This is a genomic window from Mediterraneibacter faecis, from assembly GCF_055383675.1.
Window position 1 is genome coordinate 2,389,212 of the sequence record NZ_AP043803.1, and the last position, 21,314, is coordinate 2,410,525.

Annotated in this window: 18 protein-coding genes and 1 pseudogene; 4 read left to right on the forward strand and 15 right to left on the reverse strand. The window is 37.7% G+C overall.

What is annotated here, in order from left to right; all coding sequences use genetic code 11:
- Positions 1-14 precede the first annotated feature (14 nt).
- Positions 15-1,326: pseudogene (tnpC, locus tag ACZ47Z_RS11220) on the forward strand (IS66 family transposase); the annotation flags it as partial.
- 213 nt (positions 1,327-1,539) lie between these two features.
- Here tnpC and ACZ47Z_RS11225 read toward each other — a convergent pair.
- Complete coding sequence (locus ACZ47Z_RS11225; RefSeq protein ID WP_464525578.1) at positions 1,540-2,325, reverse strand: hypothetical protein; 786 nt, start codon at positions 2,323-2,325, stop codon at positions 1,540-1,542.
- The gene (locus tag ACZ47Z_RS11230; protein ID WP_117861307.1) at positions 2,309-2,872 is read right to left on the reverse strand and encodes an RNA polymerase sigma factor; all 564 of its coding nucleotides are present in this window, start codon (positions 2,870-2,872) and stop codon (positions 2,309-2,311) included. Before ACZ47Z_RS11230 ends, ACZ47Z_RS11225 begins: the two co-directional genes overlap by 17 nt.
- Before the next feature lie 792 nt (positions 2,873-3,664).
- Between ACZ47Z_RS11230 and ACZ47Z_RS11235 the strand changes: the two genes are divergently transcribed.
- Positions 3,665-4,945, forward strand: coding sequence for an IS4 family transposase (locus ACZ47Z_RS11235; RefSeq protein WP_464525579.1), 1,281 nt, complete (start codon positions 3,665-3,667; stop codon positions 4,943-4,945).
- Between the two features lie 261 nt (positions 4,946-5,206).
- Here the strand turns inward: ACZ47Z_RS11235 and ACZ47Z_RS11240 are convergent, their stop codons facing one another.
- From ACZ47Z_RS11240 to ACZ47Z_RS11260, 5 genes are all read right to left on the reverse strand, one after another.
- The gene (locus ACZ47Z_RS11240) at positions 5,207-5,824 is read right to left on the reverse strand and encodes a hypothetical protein (RefSeq protein WP_464525580.1); all 618 of its coding nucleotides are present in this window, start codon (positions 5,822-5,824) and stop codon (positions 5,207-5,209) included.
- 100 nt (positions 5,825-5,924) lie between these two features.
- Positions 5,925-7,043 carry an RES domain-containing protein gene (locus ACZ47Z_RS11245; protein WP_464525581.1) on the reverse strand — a complete coding sequence of 373 codons (1,119 nt, stop codon included), beginning with the start codon at positions 7,041-7,043 and terminating at the stop codon, positions 5,925-5,927.
- A gap of 203 nt (positions 7,044-7,246) precedes the next feature.
- The gene (locus ACZ47Z_RS11250) at positions 7,247-7,654 is read right to left on the reverse strand and encodes a hypothetical protein (RefSeq protein ID WP_054753878.1); all 408 of its coding nucleotides are present in this window, start codon (positions 7,652-7,654) and stop codon (positions 7,247-7,249) included.
- The gene (locus ACZ47Z_RS11255; protein ID WP_054753876.1) at positions 7,644-8,327 is read right to left on the reverse strand and encodes a hypothetical protein; all 684 of its coding nucleotides are present in this window, start codon (positions 8,325-8,327) and stop codon (positions 7,644-7,646) included. Before ACZ47Z_RS11255 ends, ACZ47Z_RS11250 begins: the two co-directional genes overlap by 11 nt.
- Positions 8,327-8,452, reverse strand: coding sequence for a hypothetical protein (locus ACZ47Z_RS11260; protein WP_464525582.1), 126 nt, complete (start codon positions 8,450-8,452; stop codon positions 8,327-8,329). Before ACZ47Z_RS11260 ends, ACZ47Z_RS11255 begins: the two co-directional genes overlap by 1 nt.
- Before the next feature lie 665 nt (positions 8,453-9,117).
- Between ACZ47Z_RS11260 and ACZ47Z_RS11265 the strand changes: the two genes are divergently transcribed.
- Positions 9,118-9,255 (forward strand): hypothetical protein, encoded by a 138-nt coding sequence (locus ACZ47Z_RS11265; protein ID WP_157050561.1) that lies wholly within the window; start codon positions 9,118-9,120, stop codon positions 9,253-9,255.
- A 723-nt stretch (positions 9,256-9,978) separates the two neighbouring features.
- Here the strand turns inward: ACZ47Z_RS11265 and ACZ47Z_RS11270 are convergent.
- The 3 genes from ACZ47Z_RS11270 to ACZ47Z_RS11280 are packed head-to-tail and all read right to left on the reverse strand — an operon-like array spanning position 9,979 to position 13,196.
- The gene (locus tag ACZ47Z_RS11270) at positions 9,979-11,268 is read right to left on the reverse strand and encodes an L-cysteine desulfidase family protein (protein WP_054753872.1); all 1,290 of its coding nucleotides are present in this window, start codon (positions 11,266-11,268) and stop codon (positions 9,979-9,981) included.
- Between the two features lie 44 nt (positions 11,269-11,312).
- The gene (locus tag ACZ47Z_RS11275) at positions 11,313-12,770 is read right to left on the reverse strand and encodes a Na+/H+ antiporter NhaC family protein (protein ID WP_054753870.1); all 1,458 of its coding nucleotides are present in this window, start codon (positions 12,768-12,770) and stop codon (positions 11,313-11,315) included.
- 51 nt (positions 12,771-12,821) lie between these two features.
- Positions 12,822-13,196 carry a RidA family protein gene (locus tag ACZ47Z_RS11280; RefSeq protein ID WP_055157307.1) on the reverse strand — a complete coding sequence of 125 codons (375 nt, stop codon included), beginning with the start codon at positions 13,194-13,196 and terminating at the stop codon, positions 12,822-12,824.
- Between the two features lie 174 nt (positions 13,197-13,370).
- Between ACZ47Z_RS11280 and ACZ47Z_RS11285 the strand changes: the two genes are divergently transcribed.
- Positions 13,371-14,042, forward strand: a complete 672-nt coding sequence (locus tag ACZ47Z_RS11285) for a helix-turn-helix transcriptional regulator (protein WP_055157309.1) — start codon at positions 13,371-13,373, stop codon at positions 14,040-14,042.
- A gap of 70 nt (positions 14,043-14,112) precedes the next feature.
- On the opposite strand, the gene ACZ47Z_RS11290 is transcribed toward ACZ47Z_RS11285, so the two are convergent.
- The 5 genes from ACZ47Z_RS11290 to recJ form a co-directional block, all read right to left on the reverse strand.
- Complete coding sequence (locus tag ACZ47Z_RS11290) at positions 14,113-14,715, reverse strand: hypothetical protein (protein WP_464526067.1); 603 nt, start codon at positions 14,713-14,715, stop codon at positions 14,113-14,115.
- A 245-nt stretch (positions 14,716-14,960) separates the two neighbouring features.
- Entirely contained in the window at positions 14,961-16,373 is a 1,413-nt protein-coding gene (gene hemZ, locus ACZ47Z_RS11295; protein WP_464525583.1) for a coproporphyrinogen dehydrogenase HemZ, read from the reverse strand.
- Positions 16,370-16,990 carry an MBL fold metallo-hydrolase gene (locus ACZ47Z_RS11300; RefSeq protein ID WP_015528086.1) on the reverse strand — a complete coding sequence of 207 codons (621 nt, stop codon included), beginning with the start codon at positions 16,988-16,990 and terminating at the stop codon, positions 16,370-16,372. The genes hemZ and ACZ47Z_RS11300 overlap by 4 nt, the downstream gene beginning before the upstream one ends.
- A 13-nt stretch (positions 16,991-17,003) precedes the next feature.
- Positions 17,004-19,307, reverse strand: coding sequence for a RelA/SpoT family protein (locus ACZ47Z_RS11305; RefSeq protein WP_020436921.1), 2,304 nt, complete (start codon positions 19,305-19,307; stop codon positions 17,004-17,006).
- A gap of 218 nt (positions 19,308-19,525) precedes the next feature.
- A complete protein-coding gene (gene recJ / locus ACZ47Z_RS11310; RefSeq protein ID WP_464525584.1) occupies positions 19,526-21,250 on the reverse strand; it encodes a single-stranded-DNA-specific exonuclease RecJ in 1,725 nt (574 codons plus the stop codon).
- Positions 21,251-21,314: the final 64 nt, after the last annotated feature.

A 21,314-nucleotide genomic window follows, 5' to 3' on the forward strand; every position in this document is an offset into this window, starting at 1 on the left:
CTCAATAAATATTAATGGAAGTATTGATCGAGCAAATCACACTTGCAAATAAAAATAGATTTGGAAGATCTTCTGAGAAGATGACGGATACTTCACAAATCTGTTTCATGGAAGTTGATGGAACCATTGTTTTCTTCAATGAAGCTGTATCTGATTTAGATGCGGAGGAACCAGATACTTTGGAAAATAAACCAGCTCGAAAGGCAAAGGCTGTTGGTAAAAAAGAAGCTGATATCAAAGATCTTCCAGTAAATATAATCAATCACTATCTGACAGATGAAGAATTGGTGGCAGAGTTTGGCAAAAATGGATGGAAAGTATGTAAATGCCGTTCCGCTTTATCGCTTAGAACAAGAATTCTCTCGTTATGGTCTTACCATCACACGTCAAAACATGGCAAATTGGATGATACGATTGGGCGAAAGTTATCTTGCTGTGTTGTATGATTACCTTCATCAAGAGCTTTACAATTATCATGTGATACAAGCAGATGAAACACCGGTTTTAGTGAATCGTGATGGACGTTCAGCCGGATCCAAGAGTTATATGTGGGTCTATCGTTCAGGACATTTATATACCGATAAACAGATCGTCCTGTATGATTATCACAAAACACGAAACTGCTCACATCCACGAGAGTTTCTCTGCAATTATTCTGGTATCTGTGTAACTGATGGATATCAAGTCTATCACACGATAGAAAAAGAACGTGAGGATTTACAGATTGCAGGATGTTGGGTTCATGCCAGAAGGAAGTTTGATGAGACGCTCACTGTTATTCCAAAAGCCCATTGAAACAAATCCGATGCCTTTCTGGTAATCAAGCAGATCCAAGCGATTTATCGCGAAGAAGGTAAACTTAATGAGTTATCTTCGAAAGAAAGACTTATGCAGCGACAACTGGTTATAAAACCATTAGTTGATGCCTTATTTGCGTACCTTAAAAAGATGGAACCAACTGTTCCGACAAGTGGACAGCTCCGTAAAGCGTACACATACATCTTAAATCAAGAAAAGTATTTACGTGTGTTTCTGGAAGATGGAGAAGTTCCTATTGATAATAATGCCAGTGAACGAGCAATACGAGGATTTTGTATCGGCAAGAAAAATTGGCAGATGATTGACACGATCAATGGTGCCCATTCTTCAGCAATCATTTATAGTATTGCCGAAACTGCAAAGGCAAACAACTTAAAGCCATATGATTATTTTGTATATCTCCTGGAGGAGATTCCAAAACATATGGAACAAAAAGATCGAACCTTTCTTGAGGACCTGTTACCATGGTCTAAAAAACTTCCAGAAGGGATTCGAAAACAACAGTAGCCAGGAACCGCCAATTACGGCGGTTCTCAATTTTTCAATGTACTCGCTGTTGAGCGTTTACTTTCCCACACTTCCTGTTACCTATATATACAATGGAACATTAAAAAAAGTTGCATAATTTTAAAAGAAATTGAAGTTTCCTATAATAAAAAAATGAGAAAGAGTGCGATCACCTAACCTGGTAATCGCACTCTCTCTCATAACCGTTTTTTACTATTTAATAACTATTTTTCCTTCCTTTAAAGATATAGGATCTGAGCTTACACCTAAAAGACAGATATAATATTCTCCGGATTTTTCTGCAGTTAATTCAAAGGTTTGATTTAATTCTTTACGAGGCTCTGATTTTCCATCTAATATTTCACCGTCACAGATATAAAAATACATGATTTCCTGACCATTTCCACCGTTTGTTTCCGCTTCATATTCCGTTGCCTGAATCATTAAGGTTTCTCCCTCATTTAATTCCCAGCCTGATCCGTCTTCCTGCTCAAAAATGACTAAATCATTGTTGCCAAATATAATTTCCGGAGTAATATATTGTCCGGCGTCACCGGATACAGCAAATTCTGTTATACTGTTTGGACTAATGCTTACGTTTTTGTATGATTTAATACGAGCTGTTGTTTCCCAAATTCCATCTGAAGGTTCATCCGGAACCTCTATCTCTTCATCAGCTCCTATTATCTGTCCTTCTCCATGAAGTCCTTTTCCAACTAAATGCCGGTTGCTGTCATCAATTAATGCTGCACCGTAGTTGTGAGCAATAGCAAGAATAGACGACATTGCAGCAAGAGCTGCAACCAGTAAAACACTCTTGATAGCAAAATGCCTTTTTCTCACGATTTTCTGATCATGGATCATATCTGTTACATCTTTACAAGTTCTATCTGAAGAAAACATATCATCGGTTTCATCATTAAACATATCATTTTCTTCTAATATTTCATAAGCAACATCTGAAATGTTAGTAAACATATCGTTATACGAAATTTTCATACTGATTTCCTCCTTCTTCCAAAAATTTTTTCATCTTCTCTTTGCAGCGTTTGAGTTTGCTTTTTACTGTGGATGCCGGAATACCTGTAATGCGGGAAATATCGGCTATTTTCTCATTTTGAAAATAAAACAGAACTAATATTAACTGCTCATCCTTATTCAGTTTCCTCAGAGCATTCGCCAGCAGTAATCTCAATTCAACCTGGTTAAAATCATCGGAAATATCTGCTATGACCTCATCATTTATCTGGTAATCTGGTATGCATTTTTTCTTTTCATTTATAGCTGTATTTCTGGCCAATGTGCCTAAATAACCTTTTATTGTAACGCTTTTCGATGGATCAATTTTATTAGCTTTATGCCACAAGGTAAAAAAGATCTGATTAACCACACCCTGAAGATCAATTTTATGAGAGTAACTGCCTAAGATACTGTATACAATTTTTCCGACATAAGCATGATATTCCGAAATTATTATTGCTAACGCTGATTCATCTCCTTTTTGGATTCGTCTAATTAGTTCATTCTCATCATAATAATTACTCAATACGTTCCACCTCCCACCTTCTTTTCATCTCTTTACCTTATATACAAAAGTCATATGAAAAAAGTTGCAGCCATCCATTATATTTTTACAAGTTTCCCTGTATACGGCTCGAGCCTTGATGACTACTAATCCTTTTATACATAAGTAGGATTAGCAGCGACAACTCGATTCTTTGCTATTTTTCTTTTTCTCCTGATGAATTCTTTTCGTTTCTCAAAATATTCTATGTTCCTATAGGGATTCATTCCTTGTTTTAGCTTAGGATACCGGTTGATGAATCATTCCTTGTGTTATTATACACAAAGGAGCTGAGTACATACAATTGTAACCAGCTCCTTTGTCTTTTCCATTTTCTAAGCATATTTTTTCATATAATTACATCATTAAGAGAAAGTTTCCATAAATATTTTGACAAGAACCGATGAACTTCCTCATCTGTAGCAATCCAAGATTCATCATATGATCCATCTGTTTTCGCTTCATGAATATATAAATTACCATTAGTAATTTTATATTCTCTTTCATGAGCGCCGCCTTTTCTGCTATTATATGATAATTGAAAACTATAGAAATTTAATAGTGCCTGACACCACTGTGGTCAACTTAAGAATTTTAGAAAAATTTTAGAATTCCTTCAGCCCTGATTTCATGGGCATTTGAAGGAATTCTTTTCTTTTTTTACAAAAAAGTACTTGACAAAACCTCCTAAAAGTGAGGTCGCTTCGCGACCTATTAATTAAGGAATTGTTCGTCTCGCCACGAACCTTAATTACACTTTAGGAGGTATATCATATGAATCGAATTGACATCTGCAAAAATATCATCCAATCCATTAAGGATTATATCACAACCCCAGAAAAACTGGAACCACATCGTGTAAAAAATCATTTTGTTCGCAAACGAAAACTTTCTCTTTTTCAGGTAATTATGTATCTGCTTTATACTTCAAAAGCCTCCATGTTTCAAAATCTTTCCCGTATTCGGGAAGATCTTGAATGCCTTGATTTCCCTGACATTTCAAAGCAGGCTCTGTCAAAGGCTCGCCAATTTATTAACCCTGCCTTATTCAAAGAGCTCTACTATTTATCGGTTGATTTATTCTATAAGCAGCTCCCATCTCGTAAACTTTGGAACGGATATCATTTATTTGCCATTGATGGTTCCAAAATAGAATTGCCTAATTCCAAATCGAATTTCGAATTCTTCGGTGAAATGTTTGGATATCCTGATCCAAGCCGCCGTTTTACTATGGGACTTGGTTCCATTGTTTATGATGTTCTTGATGATTATATCGTCCATGCTTCTTTTCAGCGATATCTTGCATCTGAACGTTCTGCTGCTTTAGAGCATTTGCATAATTTAGAAGATTTAAATATCTATCAAAACAGCGTTATAATCTTTGATCGTGGCTATTATTCTGAAGATATGTTTCGTTACTGTGTCGAGCATCAGCACCTTTGCCTTATGCGCTTGAAGCAGAATTATAACATTGCCAAGAAATGCTTTGGCGACATAATCACTGTTCTTCCTGGCAACACAAAAGACGGAACTGAGAATATCAAGATAAGAGTCATCGAAGTTACTCTCGGTGATGGAACAAAAGAGTATCTTGCCACCAATCTTTTTGATTCACATATTTCTCAGAAGATGTTCCGCGAGCTTTACTTCTATCGCTGGCCGGTCGAAACAAAATATAAGGAATTGAAAAGTCGTCTTGCTATTGAAGAATTTTCCGGGGCAACAACCACTTCGGTACTTCAAGAATTTTATATCAACGTACTTCTTTCAAATCTGTCATCTCTTATTAAAAATCAAGTTGATGAAGAAATTCAGATTACCGCTAAAAGTACGAATAAATATCGATACCAAGCAAACCGGGCATTTATCATCGGACGTATCAAAACAATAGTTCCCAAAATCCTGTGTAATCTTTTCGATTTATCTGCAATTGATAGACTATATAAGGAATCTCTCCGATGCAGATCTCAGATTATGCCTGGAAGAACATTCCGACGAAAAAAGAACAAAGCAATAGGCAGGACACATTTTAACAACAAAAAAGTCGCATTCTAATAATCAATAGCTTTTCATATGGCTTTTCCGTGAAGCCCTATTAAAGTGCGTCTTCTTTTCAAATCTGCCTTCCTCTTTTCTCATTTTCACACTGTCAGCCATTAACTTGAACAGGCACTTGTCTTAAGTTGACACTAGGTTGATCACATTGGTGCCTGACACCTTTTATGGCAATGCATCCTCCGTTGGACTGGCTCAGTTTGACCGTGCAAGTGGTTCACTCGGAACGGAATATACATGCTCGCCCTTACATTCGACAAATCAGTTCCCAGAGCTTTTCCCTATAGCATCGAACCACAAAATAATCAGAATCAGTTGTATCACAGGAATTCCAATATAATTTATCCAAGGTATAACAATTACTGGGATTAATGCAAAAAATGTTCCCACACCCATCGTAATGATTAACATTAATATGAGCGTTAAGATTTTTTCAGAAATTTTAATGGATGAAAATAAAATTCCTATATCAAGCACAATACACCACAATGCCCCAGTAATGAACTTAATTATACTATTTCCCAGATTAGATTTCACAGGTGGCAATGCTATTTTTTCGATATATGAAAAAAATCTGTTCCATATGGAATTCACTGTATATTCTTTCTGCTGTCCGATCTCTTGTAATATACTTTGATACTCTTCCTTGTATAATAAATTCTTGTTTATCTTTGCTTCATCCAGTTCCATGACACTTTCTAATACATCAATTCTATTTTGAATTCTCGAGTAATAAAAGATGTTAGAATCGACATATGGAAACAACAGAACCAGACAGAAAAATACACTCAATAATCCGATCCATACTCTTGGTCTCTTATAATTCTTTTTGAAAGATGTTAATAGTTCATCTAAAATTCGTGCAATAACATGTCCCATTTTCTTTATCTCCTTTTCAATTGTTTTTGATACCTCTAGGGATATTATTAACCCTGGCTGAAGCTTTTAAATAATAATTCTCTGTAAGCCATATCAATCATTAAGCAACTGGTACTCCCCATGGAATTTGATCTTTTCCTTTCCCATTAGGCTTATCTCTCCACGAAGTAAACATGTATTTGTCAAAATCAAAAAATTTTGTTTCAGTGTATGGATTTTGTCTATCATAGTTACCTATGTTTGTGATAAATCCAGATCTCATCGAACGTAATTCATAATTTTTATATGTAAGAGATGCACAAAGTTGCTTATACAAACCAAAATTAAATGCATCATCCATTTTCATATGTTCAACAATTTTTGAATAATTACCTTCATAATCCACAAAAAGTGCTAGATTAATTGCACACAATGCAAAAATCTCATCATTAACTCTTTTGGAATAGTATGCCACACCATCATATCCTAATCTTTTACATGCCATCATTATTGACTGAGAAATTATGTACTCGGATTTAAATGTTCTATCTGCTTCTTTTATCCTATAGGATGTTGCAATTGTAAGCATATATAATTTCAACCAACAGTGAACTCTCCTATCTTCAAAACCATTCAAAGCATGAAAATCTCTTATAGAAATCACCAAATTTAGAATCTTCTGTGTTCCATCCATAAGAACCGGTGACACATTAAATTCATTTTCAGAAGGAAATCCTGTTTCTATCCAGCATCCATACGATGAATTTGCCAAGTAAAGACTTGGATTTCCAGGAATACTAAAACGATAGTTGCCTGATTTCTCCCTTAGTTTCTGAGGCAAATGTAACATATCTTTTGCCTGATATGCATTAGAAGGGTTTCCCTTTCGACATCTAAAAAGTTGTAGTTCTGTTCCTAAACCACCTGGAAAAGCATAACTTTTATCCAATGTGTTAACCGCAAACGAATCTTTTCCTACATCCTTAATAAGATTTCTTATGATTTTATTACATTTCTCGATATCTGCTTTATAATAACACTTTAATGCTTTTAAAATTTTGCTTTTGAATTCGCTAAGTATCTTAAGGCTATCATCATCGGCGCCTGCGCCTTCTGCCTGTTGAATCACAAGCTTATACTTCTTTTTTAAATCATCAAAATAATCAAAATCTTTTTCCAGAATGAACGGCGCATATAAATCTTTGCAAATAAATCCGTTTTCCATCCATGTCAAACTCATATACTATCCTCTTCTTAATAATAAGTGTTTCGTTATTGTTCTTATCACATCTCAGCCGACTATATAATTATAGTTTAAATAGCTTCTTAAATCGTTGCCCGCTACTCACCACGTATAACTTTCATGGATCGAGTAGATACATCCGTTACCAGCTATATCCCTCACAGAATTCCGGACGTGCGGCTTTCCCGCATCCGGATTAATTAAATCATAGTATATATTTTTTCGCTCATATAACTTGATATATCATTCGCAGAAATTGAAACAATCAATGCCATGATAGAGATAATATCATTCCACGTTGCGGATCTTATTTTCCATATATACCCAACACTCATCCCAATAAAAATGAAGCAATAAAATAATCTAATAAGATATTGTACTTTCTTTACATATTTATCTTTTTGTTCAAAACATAAAGAACTTTTATTTAACTTCTCTTTTATCAATTCTAACGTATCAGTTCCTATCAATAAAATCACATAATTAAATGCAATGACATTAATTACAGCCATAACAAAAATCAGTTCTTCTTCCGGTTTATACTGCATGTATATTCTAAATAATGACACTGCAATTCCCACGCTGAAAATAAATATACTATTTTTCACCCTTTTTAATTTCCTTTATTTCTTCATGTGTATAAATAATAGCAATCAAAACATTATCTAAAATATCTTTTATATCTTGCTCCTTAATATCCTCTATATCTTTAAAACGCTTTATGCATCTATATATGACAACATTATCGTTCAAAGTTACACTTCCACTTGATATCCTTTGATTTGCATTATTCAATGCATTTAAAATACTAAGTGTACTATCCTGCTCTCTTATTTTGTAAATATTAGGACAAATTACTACTAATTCACTATTTTCGCCAGAGTAAAAAGCTAAGAATTCAATAGATCCAAGACTGTCTTTCAGTTTCCTCGGTGTGAATGATACTATATAGTTTATATCATCATCATCCAAATTTATCTGCTCATATTCAATATTAATTTTTGAAAACACCTTTTCCAAATGATTTCTAGTTTGTTGCTTTAAATTGTTCATATTTTTCACCATAAAAAAAATTTTTATATCAATTTCTAATTTTGAATCCTCATCATCATATAATAATACATGATAAGTTTTATTTGTAACGCTTGTCAACATTATTTCATTTTCAAATATTTCTTTTGATCTACTATTATAACTACATGTCAATTGATACTTTTCTATAAATTTTTTCAATTTCTTATTCGGAGATCTTTTCCTTGTAAAAACCAATTGTTTACTCATTATTCTCCTCCTAATTCACTTTCAGCTCTATTTCCGTTTAAAAGTTCATTATCTTTCGGCTGCTTCATTCTATCTTTATGAATATCAAAAATATCAAGATATACTTTGATATCCTTTACACTCAAATGATTCTCTTCATAACTTACTTTAAACTCTTCTATAGCTTCTGAGTGTTTTGGTGCTCCACTGGTTATAACAAAATCAATCCATATATTTCCGGCTTCGTGTGCTGTTTCAAAAATCTATCTACTATTTTTTCACTTTTCTCATCAAGTTGTGCTTGTTTTTTCAAATGATTATCAACCTCTTTTGATAATTTAGTATTGTATATTCTTGTCTCAAGAAACCCAAATTCCGGTAATATGGAAACCGGTATTCCGGAGCGGAAACCACCATTGATTGGCTTGATTAATACTCATAAGTAATCGAACGAATGTCAAGCCCAGAGCCGCTTTGCGGGGCATAAGCAGGCTTTACATTTGTGAGATTTCTTGTATTCTTCATAATTGCCAATCGGTTTCCTTATCACCGGACTGTATGGACACCGAGACTGGAATATTCATATGGTCTAAAGAAACCATCTGCTCTTCTTATTAATAATTTTCCAATTACAACTCGCAGTATATTTCTTTATCAACATCTTTACATATGTACTTATAATCACTGCCCAAATCCCTATTAGTATTTTTCTTCTGACAAAAGCAACACTCTCTGTCAAATTTTTATACACACCTCTATCATAATTATGTCACAATGGCTATCTAATATTAACGTGAGGTGACGTAATAATATGAAAGATCAAAATACTACAAAAACTGAATTGGAATTATCCGGACTGGATCCTACTGAATTAGAATTTATGGATCCTGAAGAACGAAAGAAACTGCTTATAGCTTCTGGACTAGATCCTAAAAAATATGATTTCTGATAGGTGAAAATGGATACTTTTGATAAACTTAGATTAATTAAATTGACAAAAAACAACTGTCAAATACTTCTTGACTCGAATGATGGATTTATTATAAACACCACCTATAATAGTAACAAAGATGGGGCTTACAAAAGAGAATATAAGATTTTCAATGGCAAATTACATATCCATGAAAGGAAGAACACTGATAGTTCCCATGATAATACTTGGCTTACTACAGATAAGGAAGTTCACCAGTTCTTGGAGAAATATTTATGGAAGTTATCTCTTGATGGTATAACTGTCCGACACGCTGCTATACTACTTATTACATTTTCTGCTTTGATTATGCTATATATAATAAGTCTGCTAAAAAACATGTGTACAGCTGTTATTTTAGTATTGCACATTCCAAATTTTTACCGGAACATGCAACACTTTATTGCATTTTCTTTAAAATCTTGCTTTGTAATTTGAAGTTAAGTATAGTAGAGTCATATCTATTCAATGTCTGTATGTACAATGATTACAAGAATCATCGTATAGATAAAAGGGGAACTTTATGACTAACTTAGAAATGATGAAAGGTGATCTTATTAATCAAATAAAAAAATGACTTCGAAGCAATATATGATATTATTGTAAAAAATAATGTGATGTTATAATATTTCCAAAGAGGCGAATATCTCTGGGTTGTTCCATTGATATCCGCCTCTTTTTGGGATTAAAAATTAAAAAATATTACTTTTTCAGCTTGTCTTCAAAAATCTCAACAATTGTTTTCTCTGTGCCAACCATTCCAGGTGAAGCAATCAGTCCCATATTTCGCATAGTCTCTTCCGGTGTATTTCCATTAATTCCATGCACTTCTGAAATATAAATACCATTCATTGCAAATTCAACTGATTTATACGCTACATCTACCGCTGCAACTCCCTTCATTGTACATCCCTGGTTTCCGCCATCACAAATCATACCTGTAATACTACTTGCCATGTTATTCAATGTATGAGCCATCATTTCGACTGTTCCACCGCGTAAATAAACCAGTGCACATGCCATACCAGAACCTGCAGCGATAGCACAGCCACAGAATGCTGATAATCGTCCTGAATACTCTTTTATGTACATACATACAAGATAACTCAAGGCTGTTGCACGAAGCAACTGTTCTTCTGTGTATCCATTTACTTTATACGCTGCATATAATGGCATTGTAGCGATAATTCCATGTGCTCCAGAACCTGTAATACTCATAGCAGGTTTATCCAAACCAATAACTCGTGCCTCAATTGCTGCATTACACATCAAAGATGCTGTTTTCTGCTCATCGTCAGAAACTTCTTTTCCTTTATTAATAGCTAACAACTGTCTTGCAAATGTTGTTCTTGGATTTTCCAAACCTTCATGGAACAATTCCAGGTTTACTTTGTATGCTTCGTTAATAAAACGAATTTCTTCAATATCTACTGTTGTTACATAATCGTATAATTGTTGTAAAGTATATTTATGAATAGAATGAGATTCTTCTTCACCGCCATCTTCTTCTGTCTTTTTCTCATCCTCTGTTTCCAATTCGACTTTATCGTTCACTATAATTTTTGTGATATTAGTATGAGAATCACGAATTGTTACGATTGCCTTATCTTCTTCTGTCTCCACTGTAGCTTCAATAAAAATACGACTTGTAATGCCACTCAGTTCAACTGTAATCTTGCCCTGATCAATCATTTCCTGCGCTTTTACATTATCTTCAGGTGTAACATCTGCAAGAGACTCCAATCCCTTGTCTGCATTTCCTGCTACTACACCTAATGCAGCTGCAAATACATTACCTACTTCATTACTGTTTGGGATTCCACAAGTAAATGCATTTTTGTACATTCCACTATTCATTGCAACATTAACTTTCTTAATATCACCCTTCGTGAAACTTCTTGCCTTTGCTACTGCAAATGCAATTGCGCCCGGTTCCGTTACGCCTAATGCTGGCTTCATATCGTCTTTAATCATCTGTGACAATTCATGCATAGTAAAAACCTCCTTATTTACTTGCTTCTTATTTAGTATGTCTATTACTTATTCTTTTTCATTTCTTTTGCAGGGATATATTCTCCATTCTCGCCTTCAAAAGCTCGTCCCCATCCTGTCAAACATGCAATAAGCATTACAATCCAAATTGCCCAACTATAAAATGTTGTAAACATCATATCAGCTCCACCTAATTTAGGAAGGAATGGGTATGTATCCATCATGGAAGAAATTCCACCTAACAATAACAGTACACATCCTCCGAATGGAAGGAAGAATGGGAAGGAACAAATTGTTGTTGCAAGAATATCTGTACGTCTATATGGATGAAGATTATTCTTCTTACCTACTGCATTAACAAATGGTGCCACACAAATATTTGCAATTGTGTTAATCGCTGCAATCAAAATACCAAAAATTGTTGCTAATACCCAAATAGCTACTTCTGCGCCTCTAGGAGTCTTGATTATCGTATTATTCATCCAATCAACGATTGCTTCCATACAACCACTTTTAACAAGCATATTTCCCATAGCAACAACCAAAATCAATACGATACTTACTGTTGTCATTCCTGCAACACCTTCAGGAATTGCTCCTGAAATCGCACCGTCTTTCATTGAGAATAACGCTGAAGCTGGGAATAATCCTGCTGCAAGACCAATTACGGATGCTGTAATGATTCCTGTTCCTAATGCTGCAAAAATATTAATGCCTTTGATTGCTAACGCAATAACCAGAATTGTCGGAATTAAAAGTAACAGTCCTTTCGGATTCTGATACTGAGCTAATAGCATTTCTGCCTGTTTTGCATCTGTTGCTTCACCTGCACCACCAAAAATAAAGAATAAAATAATGGAAATAACACCTGCAATAACAACAAATTTTGCTCTTGTTTTTACTGTACTTCCGATATCAGCAACTCCTTCTCTATTCTGATATTCCTGACTGGAAGAAGCGATAATTGCTGTATCTGAAACTGGAGCAATATTATCTCCAACTGCTGCTCCTGAAAGAATTGCACCTGCCAATACTGCCGGATTTGATCCTAACAAAATACCTGCTGGATAAAGAATAAAACTCATTGTAGAAATTGTTCCGAAACCAGAACCTGTTGCCATTGCAAATACTGCCGCAAAGATAAATGCTGCAACTGTAAATGCTGCTCCACTAACATGAATTTTTACACTTAACCAAACCAAACCTTCTACAATCTGTCCACGGTTCAAAATATTTCCATAAATTCCTACAACTAACCACAACATTACTGCTGTCATTGCAACTTTTGAACCTAAACCTTCCAATATAATGTCCCAATAATCATTAAGATTCTTTGCGAAAAACATTCCGACTAACAAACCGATAACACCTGCGCCGATCATCATGTTTGTATCAGCCGCATTAAAGAATGATAATGCAATTGTAATAACAATAAAGATTGCAAATGGAACTAATGCCATAAAACTACTACCACGAAACTCTAATTTTTTGTTTTCATCCATAAGATGCACCTCTTCTCATCTTTCCTTTAGTTTACTCGTTTTCGTAAACACTCACATTGCAACTGCTTCAATCTCTACCTTTGCACCTTTCGGAAGCTTTGCAACTTGAAATGCTGCTCGAGCAGGATATGGGGCTGTAAAATATGTCTCATAAACCTGATTCATTGCCGAAAAATCGTTCATATCTTGAAGGTATACAGTTGTTTTTAAAATCCGATCCATATCGTATCCAACTTCGGCTAAAATTGACTTAATATTCTCGAGCGATTGACGTGTCTGATCTGATACGTCATCAGATACAAATTCACCAGTTTCACAATCGATTGGTAACTGTCCTGATACAAATACCAATCCACCGTTATTCACTGCCTGTGAATATGGTCCAATTGCTGCTGGAGCTTTCATTGATTCAATTTTTTCCTTCATATTAGGTTCACCTCCCTTATTTTTTTCTGTTAATCACATCTTACACCCCTACGTTTTTGTTTACAATAATTTCTTATTAAAAAAATAGTTTTTTACTATTATTACAATTTTATTGACTTATTTTTGTATAACATGTATATTAAAATTATAAAAACAGTAAAGGAAGTATTCATAATGACTAACAAAGAGATTCTTTCCATTTTCGTCCCTATTGTCAATTTTTTTAGTGAAATATTAGGTGAAAACACCGAAATTGTGCTACATGATGTGTCTAATCCAGAACATTCTGTTATTGCAATTCAAAACGGATTCCACTCTGGACGAACCATTGGAAGTTCGCTTACAGACTTTGCATTCCAAGTCACAAACAATCAAGCGTATACGACACAAGACTATTTGGTAAATTACACTGCAAAAGCGAGAGGAAAGGATTTTATCGCTTCTACTTTTTATATAAAAAATAATGGTGAACTAATTGGCATGCTTTGTTTAAATACAGATACTACCATTATCACAAATTTCATGAAAGCGGCTCAGCAATTTGTCGGTTGTTTACCAATGGGAGTTTCCATGACAATGGGAGAAACTATTACTGGATCTACCACTATGGTAGAAGAAAATCTAGATGTTCCAATTGTTTCTTTTGCAGAATCTATTATTTCTAAAACGATTGCTGATTCTAATATTCCGCCTGAACGCATGACCAGACAGGAAAAAATGGAAATCGTTTGGGAACTTACAAACCAAGGAATTCCGCGTATGAAAGGTGCTATCTCAGAAATTGCCAAACAATTAGAACTTTCTGAATCCACTGTGTACCGTTACATTAGTTTAAAAGAAGATTAATAATAAAAGCGATTCACTAATAGATCTAAAGCGGAAAGAATTGACAAACTCCTTTCCGCTTTAGATTCTTTTATTCTTTCTCTAGCTGTTCTCTTCGATACTGCTTCATTTGATCTGCTGGCAACTTAAAATAAGACTTCACCTGCTCATCAGTCAGTCCTTCTTCCAACCCCAACAAGATTTCATTCATCTGATCTCCATCTAATTTTGATGCATATCGAATAATACACTGTTCAATCGTTCCGGACAAATCCCACTCCTCTTTCACTTGGAACTTTGATTTATTTAAGATGGTTCGATAGGTCATTGTTTTTGGATTATATACGACACGCACCGGATGTTTATATCCTTCTTTTCCTGCAAGTCTTTCGGATTCTTTCCAGACTGCTGTATTAAACGGAAGATTCTTCCAATCCATGATAGGATACTTTGCTTTGATCGGTGGAACTGGTGCCTTTATTTGCTTTTTCCGATTGCTTTTTCCATTCTCTGTTGGGCGGCCTGCGTTGCCATCTTTTCTTTCTACTTCTGCATATGATCTATAATATCTATCTGTTCCTTTATTCGGATAGATATCTGATAATTCTAATACCTCTATGTCAGAATCAATCTGCAAAAAATTTTGAAACCATCTAATATCACTTTTCGTTCCCATTAATCGTATCTTTAACATCTGCTGTTTCCTCCTAACGCTGTACATGTCATTTTTCCTCCTCCTTTCGCAAGTTTTAAACAATAACAGAAAAAAAGACGAACTCATTTAGCATAATGAATTCGTCTTTTAAGGTAAGGTTATTAGGTTTTCTTGTACGTCATATAGTAAATTTGGTATTATTTAGCACTGATTTTCACAGATTTTTGAACTAATTTAATGTACAAATAATGTACCAGCCCTTTTTAGGGAGGTATTTTTCATTTTCAATCCTTCTCAAAAAGTGCTTTTTTTCGTTCAATCATCTCATCAATTCTAGCGATATATTGCTTGATATCCTTGACATTCTCGCATCTTTCGATGTGATAACCGTCTGGTAGATTCCATACACGTTTGGTGGATGCTCCGGCTCCGCAAGCAAGGATGGCCTGTTTCTCTTCCATGATCAAAATGTTATACACCCCAGCCTTGTCCTGCTCTGCATATCCAACATTCTCGAAGTTTCCGGCAATGTTCTTCTGGCGATACAGGTAATATGGCACAAGTCCCATGCGTTCTGCTGACACTGCTGCCGCCTCGACCATCTGTGTGATCTCAGTCCCCGGGTCCATTGTTCTTCCTTCCTGGCCGAACTTCGCCGCACGTTTGATTGCGAGTGCATGTACTGTCAGGCTGTCTGGATGAAGCTTCTCGATCTTCTCAAGTGTATCCTGCATATCTGCTGCATCTTCTCCCGGAAGTCCGGCGATCAGATCCATATTGATATTATCGAATCCAAGCTCACGTGCGAGGTGGAAGATTTGTTCTACATCTTCTACCGTATGTTTTCTTCCGACAAGATCCAGTGTCTTCTGCTGCATTGTCTGTGGGTTGACAGAGATGCGGGTTACAGGATATTTGCGGATCACTTCGAGCTTTTCTCGTGTGATGCTGTCCGGTCTTCCGGCTTCAACTGTAAACTCAAGCACATGCTCCAGGTCAAAATTCTCCCGGATCGTTCCAAGCAGACGGTCAAGCTGATCTGCCTCGAGTGTTGTCGGTGTTCCGCCGCCGATATATACGGTATCCAGCGTCTTTCCCTGCATCAGCTTTGCTGTAGCTTTCAATTCTTTGATCATCGCATCAAGGTAACATTCGACCTGATCTTTCCACTCAGTGATTGGTGAAGAGCTGAATGAGCAGTAGGAGCAGATGCTTGGACAGAATGGAATTCCTGCATACAGGCTATAGCCATTTTTACAGTCCAACTGATCAAGAAGTGCCTTTTCACGGCATGCAATCTCATACGCAATCTGTGCTTTTTTATTACCAACACAATATTGTTCTTTTAGAAATCCAAAAATTTCTTCTTTTGTCATTCCCTGCTCGATTTTCTGCATTACAAGCTTTGTCGGACGGACTCCGGTCAGCATTCCCCAGGCAAGTTCCTGTCCTGTCTGCTTTGAGAGAAACTGATAGACTTTCTTCGTTACATCGCGTTTCTCTTCCTGCACATCTTCTGTCTGCACGCATTCTTCCGGTGCAAGGGAAAAGCAAGTCCCTTCCGGCAAATGTATCTTCACCAGTGGTTCTTGCTTCTCATCTACTGTCTGCACGATATCCTCTTTTGGATAAAATGCTTTCGTGACATGGTATACGTTATAAGTAAATTTGTTCTTCTTACTTTCTATCTTTATCATATGAATGGATTATGCTCCTTCTCAAACTGAACTGATGTCTCTTCCATATGTCCCGGATAGATCTTTGTATCATCCGGAAGTGTCATGATCTTCTCCTGTACAGAGCGGACCAGCTGGCTGCTGCTTCCTGTCGGTAGGTCTGTTCTTCCGATGGAAGCACAGAACAGCGTATCTCCACTGAACAATCTATGTTCTTTTGGTAGGTAATAGCAGCATCCTCCTACTGTATGTCCCGGTGTATGAAGTACATCAACTTCAATTCCTGCGCACTCGATCACCTGACCGTCTCTTACAGGCTGTGCTCCGTGGAATGCGTATTTCGGTCCGTACATACAAGAAACATTCAGGCGGTCATCCTCGATCACCGGAAGTTCATCTTCGCCTGCGTAAACCGGCACAGGAAAGGCTTTAAGGAAATCATCGATTCCCATGATGTGGTCAAAATGTCCATGTGTCAGAAACAATGCTTTCATTTCTAGTCCATTGTTCTTGATATAATTGACATATTCCTGCGGACATTCTGCCATATCCACTGCAAAACATTCCTTTGTCTCTTCATTAGTTACAATATAGCAATTCGTTCCAATTGACCCCAGTACAATACTTTCAACCTTCATTCGTTTTCCTCCATCAGCCTGTTGTTCTCTCAATATCAATTACATTTTCAATCTGTCTGAGCTTTCCGATCACACGATTCAATTCTTCTCTTCCGTGTACAACAAATCCCATCTCCATTGTCGCCGTACCCTTCTTGCTCGTCCGAGTATTCATGGACTTCACGTCAATCTTCTCTTCAGTAAATACCTTTGATACATCCAGCAGAAGTCCTCTTCTGTCGTCTGCAAATATCTTCAGTTCTGCAAGATACTGACCGCCTTCTTCGAGATCATTATCCTCCCATTCTGCTGTGATCAGACGGGATCTCTCCACATCAGAAAGATTGATGATATTGATACAATCTGTTCTGTGGATCGACATTCCGCGCCCTCTTGTTACAAAACCGACAATCTCATCTCCCGGCACCGGATTACAGCACTTTGAGAAGCGTACTGCCATATCATTGATTCCCTTAACTACGATTCCGCTCTTTGATTTGGCAATGTGTACTCTCTGTTTATTCGCTTCTGAGATCTTCTCCAAAATATTCTCATCCGTGATCTCTTTCTTATGCTCTTTCTCGTACTCTTCCAGCAGGCGGTTCACAACCTGACCTTCTTTGAGTCCGCCGTGTCCGATTGCTGCAAGTACTGCATCCCAGTCACGGAATCCGTATTTCTTCTGAACGATCTGCTGATATTTCGGCTTGATGATATCCGGCAGATTGATGCCCTTGCTCTTACAGTAGGCACTGATCAGATCCTTTCCGCGGATAATATTATCTTCTTTGTATTCCTTCTTAAACCATGAATTAATCTTGCTCTTTGCCTGTGTGCTCTTGACGATATTCAGCCAGTCACGGCTCGGTCCCTTGGAATTCTGAGATGTAAGGATCTCGATTCGGTCTCCGTTCTGAATCTTATAATCAATGTTCACAAGCTTGCCATTCACTCTGGCGCCAACCATCTTATTGCCGACTGCACTGTGGATCGCATAGGCGAAGTCAACCGGTGTGGAGCCATTCGGAAGGTTCTTCACATCCCCGTTCGGTGTGAAGCAGTATACATCTTCCTGGAACAGATCCAGGTCACCTTTCAGCAGGCTTAAGAACTCACGGTTATCAGACATGTCTCTCTGCCATTCCAGGATCTGACGCAGCCAGTTCAGCTTCTCTTCCTGTGTGTTCAGTCCTTTCGTGTTGCTTCCGCCTGTCTCTTTATATTTCCAGTGTGCTGCGATACCATATTCCGCTGTCTTATGCATCTCTTCTGTACGGATCTGGATCTCGAACGGCTGTCCGGAAGGTCCGATCAGCGTTGTATGCAGAGACTGGTACATATTCGCCTTCGGCATAGCAATATAATCCTTGAAACGTCCCGGAATCGGCGTATACATCTCATGGATCACACCAAGTGCTGCATAACAGTCTTTCACTGAATCTACGATAATGCGGACAGCGAACAGGTCATACACCTGGTCAAGTGTCTTGTTCTGATTCACCATCTTCTTATAAATACTGAAGAAATGTTTTACACGTCCGTATACTTTCGCTTCAATATCCGCATTCTTCATATGCTTTGATACTTCAGCAACGATCTGTTGCACAAATTCTTCACGTTCCGTCTTACGTGCATTCAGATCATGAACCAGCTGATTATAAACTTCCGGCTGATAATATTTCAGAGAAAGGTCATCGAGTTCTGTCTTGATCTTTGAAATACCGAGACGCTGGGCGATCGGAGCGTAGATATCCATCGTCTCTCTTGATTTCTCTTTCTGCTTCGCCGGTGTCATAAACTCCATCGTACGCATGTTGTGCAGACGGTCTGCCAGTTTCACGATAATAACACGGATATCCTTCGCCATCGCAAGGAACATCTTTCTTAAGTTCTCTGCCTGGGCCTCCAGCTTGTCCTGGGAATAGTTCAACTGTCCCAGCTTGGTAACGCCGTCTACAAGAAGTGCCACCTCTTCACCAAACTCTGCTGAGATCTCATCGAGTGTCATTGTCGTATCTTCTACCACGTCATGAAGCATTCCAGCCACGATTGTTTCTTTGTCCATCTCGAGATCTGCAAGTATGATTGCCACCCAGAGTGGATGGATGATATAAGGTTCTCCGGATTTACGGAACTGATTCTTATGCGCTTCTTTGCCTATCTGATAGGCCTTCTCGATCATCGTAATATCTGCAGATGGATGATACTTACGCACACGAGCTATTAAGGCCTGATATAACTCCTCCGGATCCTGATAATCCTCCGGCGCTTTTACTGCATGCCCGTCCACTATCTCCAGATTTTTATTCAGATCTTCATATTCCCGAGTGCCTGCCATATCATCTTCCCCCTTCATTCATCCTGTGTTCTGTTCAGATCCAACTTCCAAAATGCTTCGTATTTCGTCAGTATGGCATATCCGACAATTTTAGACACAAAACGCCTTAGTTCTGAACAATTAATATGATTTAGTATATCACTATTTTTCCCTTTTTCAAATAAGAACTTCCCATTCTTCTTCATTTTAAGCAATTTGTACGGTTTTTTCGATATTATCTACTGATAATTGACAATTGTAAGCTGAATTGTTCTTCGTCCCATGTACTCATTGATGGATGGATAGTATGTAAAAGACATGATCTGCTTCTTTTCCATCTGCCGCAGACAGTCTTCCACTTCTCCGAAATAAACCGCTTCCATCTGATTTCCCTGCTGGTCCTCCAGTCTGCATTTCAGCACATTCCGGTTCTTTCCGAAGATTCTTGGCTGGATCACACGCAGTTTACTTTCTGCAAATAACGGTTTCCCATTGCCTTTTCCAAAAGGCTCCAATATCTTAAGCTCATGGATCAGCTCTTCATTAATATATGGAAATGGAAGCCGCATATCGATCGACACCTTCATCTGCAGATCCTCTTCTGTCAGATCTGCCAGTTCATTGATCCGTTTCCGGAAAACTTCGACATTTTCCTCTTCCAGAGAAAGTCCTGCTGCCAACTTATGTCCACCGTACTTCGTAAATAATTCCCTGCAGCGGCTCATTTCCGCAAACATATCATAGGCTTCGATCGACCGTCCGGAACCTTTCACTCCTGTCTCTCCCTTTGTCAGTACAAAGGTCGGACGATAATAACGTTCCTTGATCCTCCCCGCAATAATTCCAGCGATACTTTCGTGACACTCTGGAAGATACACGACCAGCACCTGGTCGTCCTTCCAGGAACTTGATTCAATCTGCCGGACAGCTTCTTCTACACCTTCTTCGGTCATTTCTTTCCTGCTGTCATTTAATTCTTTCAGATCTGCTGCCAGTGTCACTGCCTCTCTCCGGTTCGATGCATTAAGGAGTTCCAGTGCACGCTTGGCTGTATCCAGTCTTCCGCCGGCATTGATGCACGGTCCGATCACAAATCCGATATGATAAGTATTCAGGTTCGCTGTATCTACCCCTGTACATTGCATCAATGCGTGAAGCCCTTCATTCTTCGTTGTCTTCAGAAGCTCAAGTCCCTTTTTCACAAAGACACGATTCTCTCCAACCAGATCCATCACATCACCGATCGTGGCAATCGCAACATTTTCCATCAGGCTTTCCTGCAGATGCTCTACCGCCTGCTCTGACTTTCCAGACACTCTGTACAAAACCTCAACCAGCTTATACGCTACAGCTGCGCCGCACAGCCCTTTAAATGGATACTCACAGTCTGCTCTGTGCGGATCGACCACTGCATCCGCCGGTGGCAGGAGATATTTTTTCTCCCCATTTTCTTCCAGATACGGAACTTCATGGTGATCTGTCACAACGATCGTCATCCCATTTTCTTTTCCGTAAGCGATCTCGTTCAGTGCCGCAATTCCATTATCACAGGTGATGATCGTGTCTACATCATCCTCCAGTGCACGGTCGATCAGCATCTGATTCAATCCATATCCGTCTTTGATCCTGTCTGGAATATCCGTATCGACATCTGCCCCAAGTCCTGCAAGCCCCTGTTGCAAAATATACGTTGCATTGACTCCATCAATATCATAATCACCGATCACACGGATTTTCTTTCCTTCTTCTATTTTCTCCTTAAGAATATCTACTGCACGATCCATATCTTTCATCAGTAAACCGTCATACAGATCCTCCACTGTTCCATTCAGATAAAAATCAATTGCTTCATCTCCGATCACATCACGGTTCCTCATCAGTCGTGCAATGATTGGGGAGATCTGATATTTCTCTGCTATTCCATTAAAATCCGCCTTTTTCATTGCGACGAACCATTTCTCCATCCAAATACCCTCCCAGTCTGTCAGTATCATATTTTCTTATTATAGCAAAAATCTGCCGTATCGA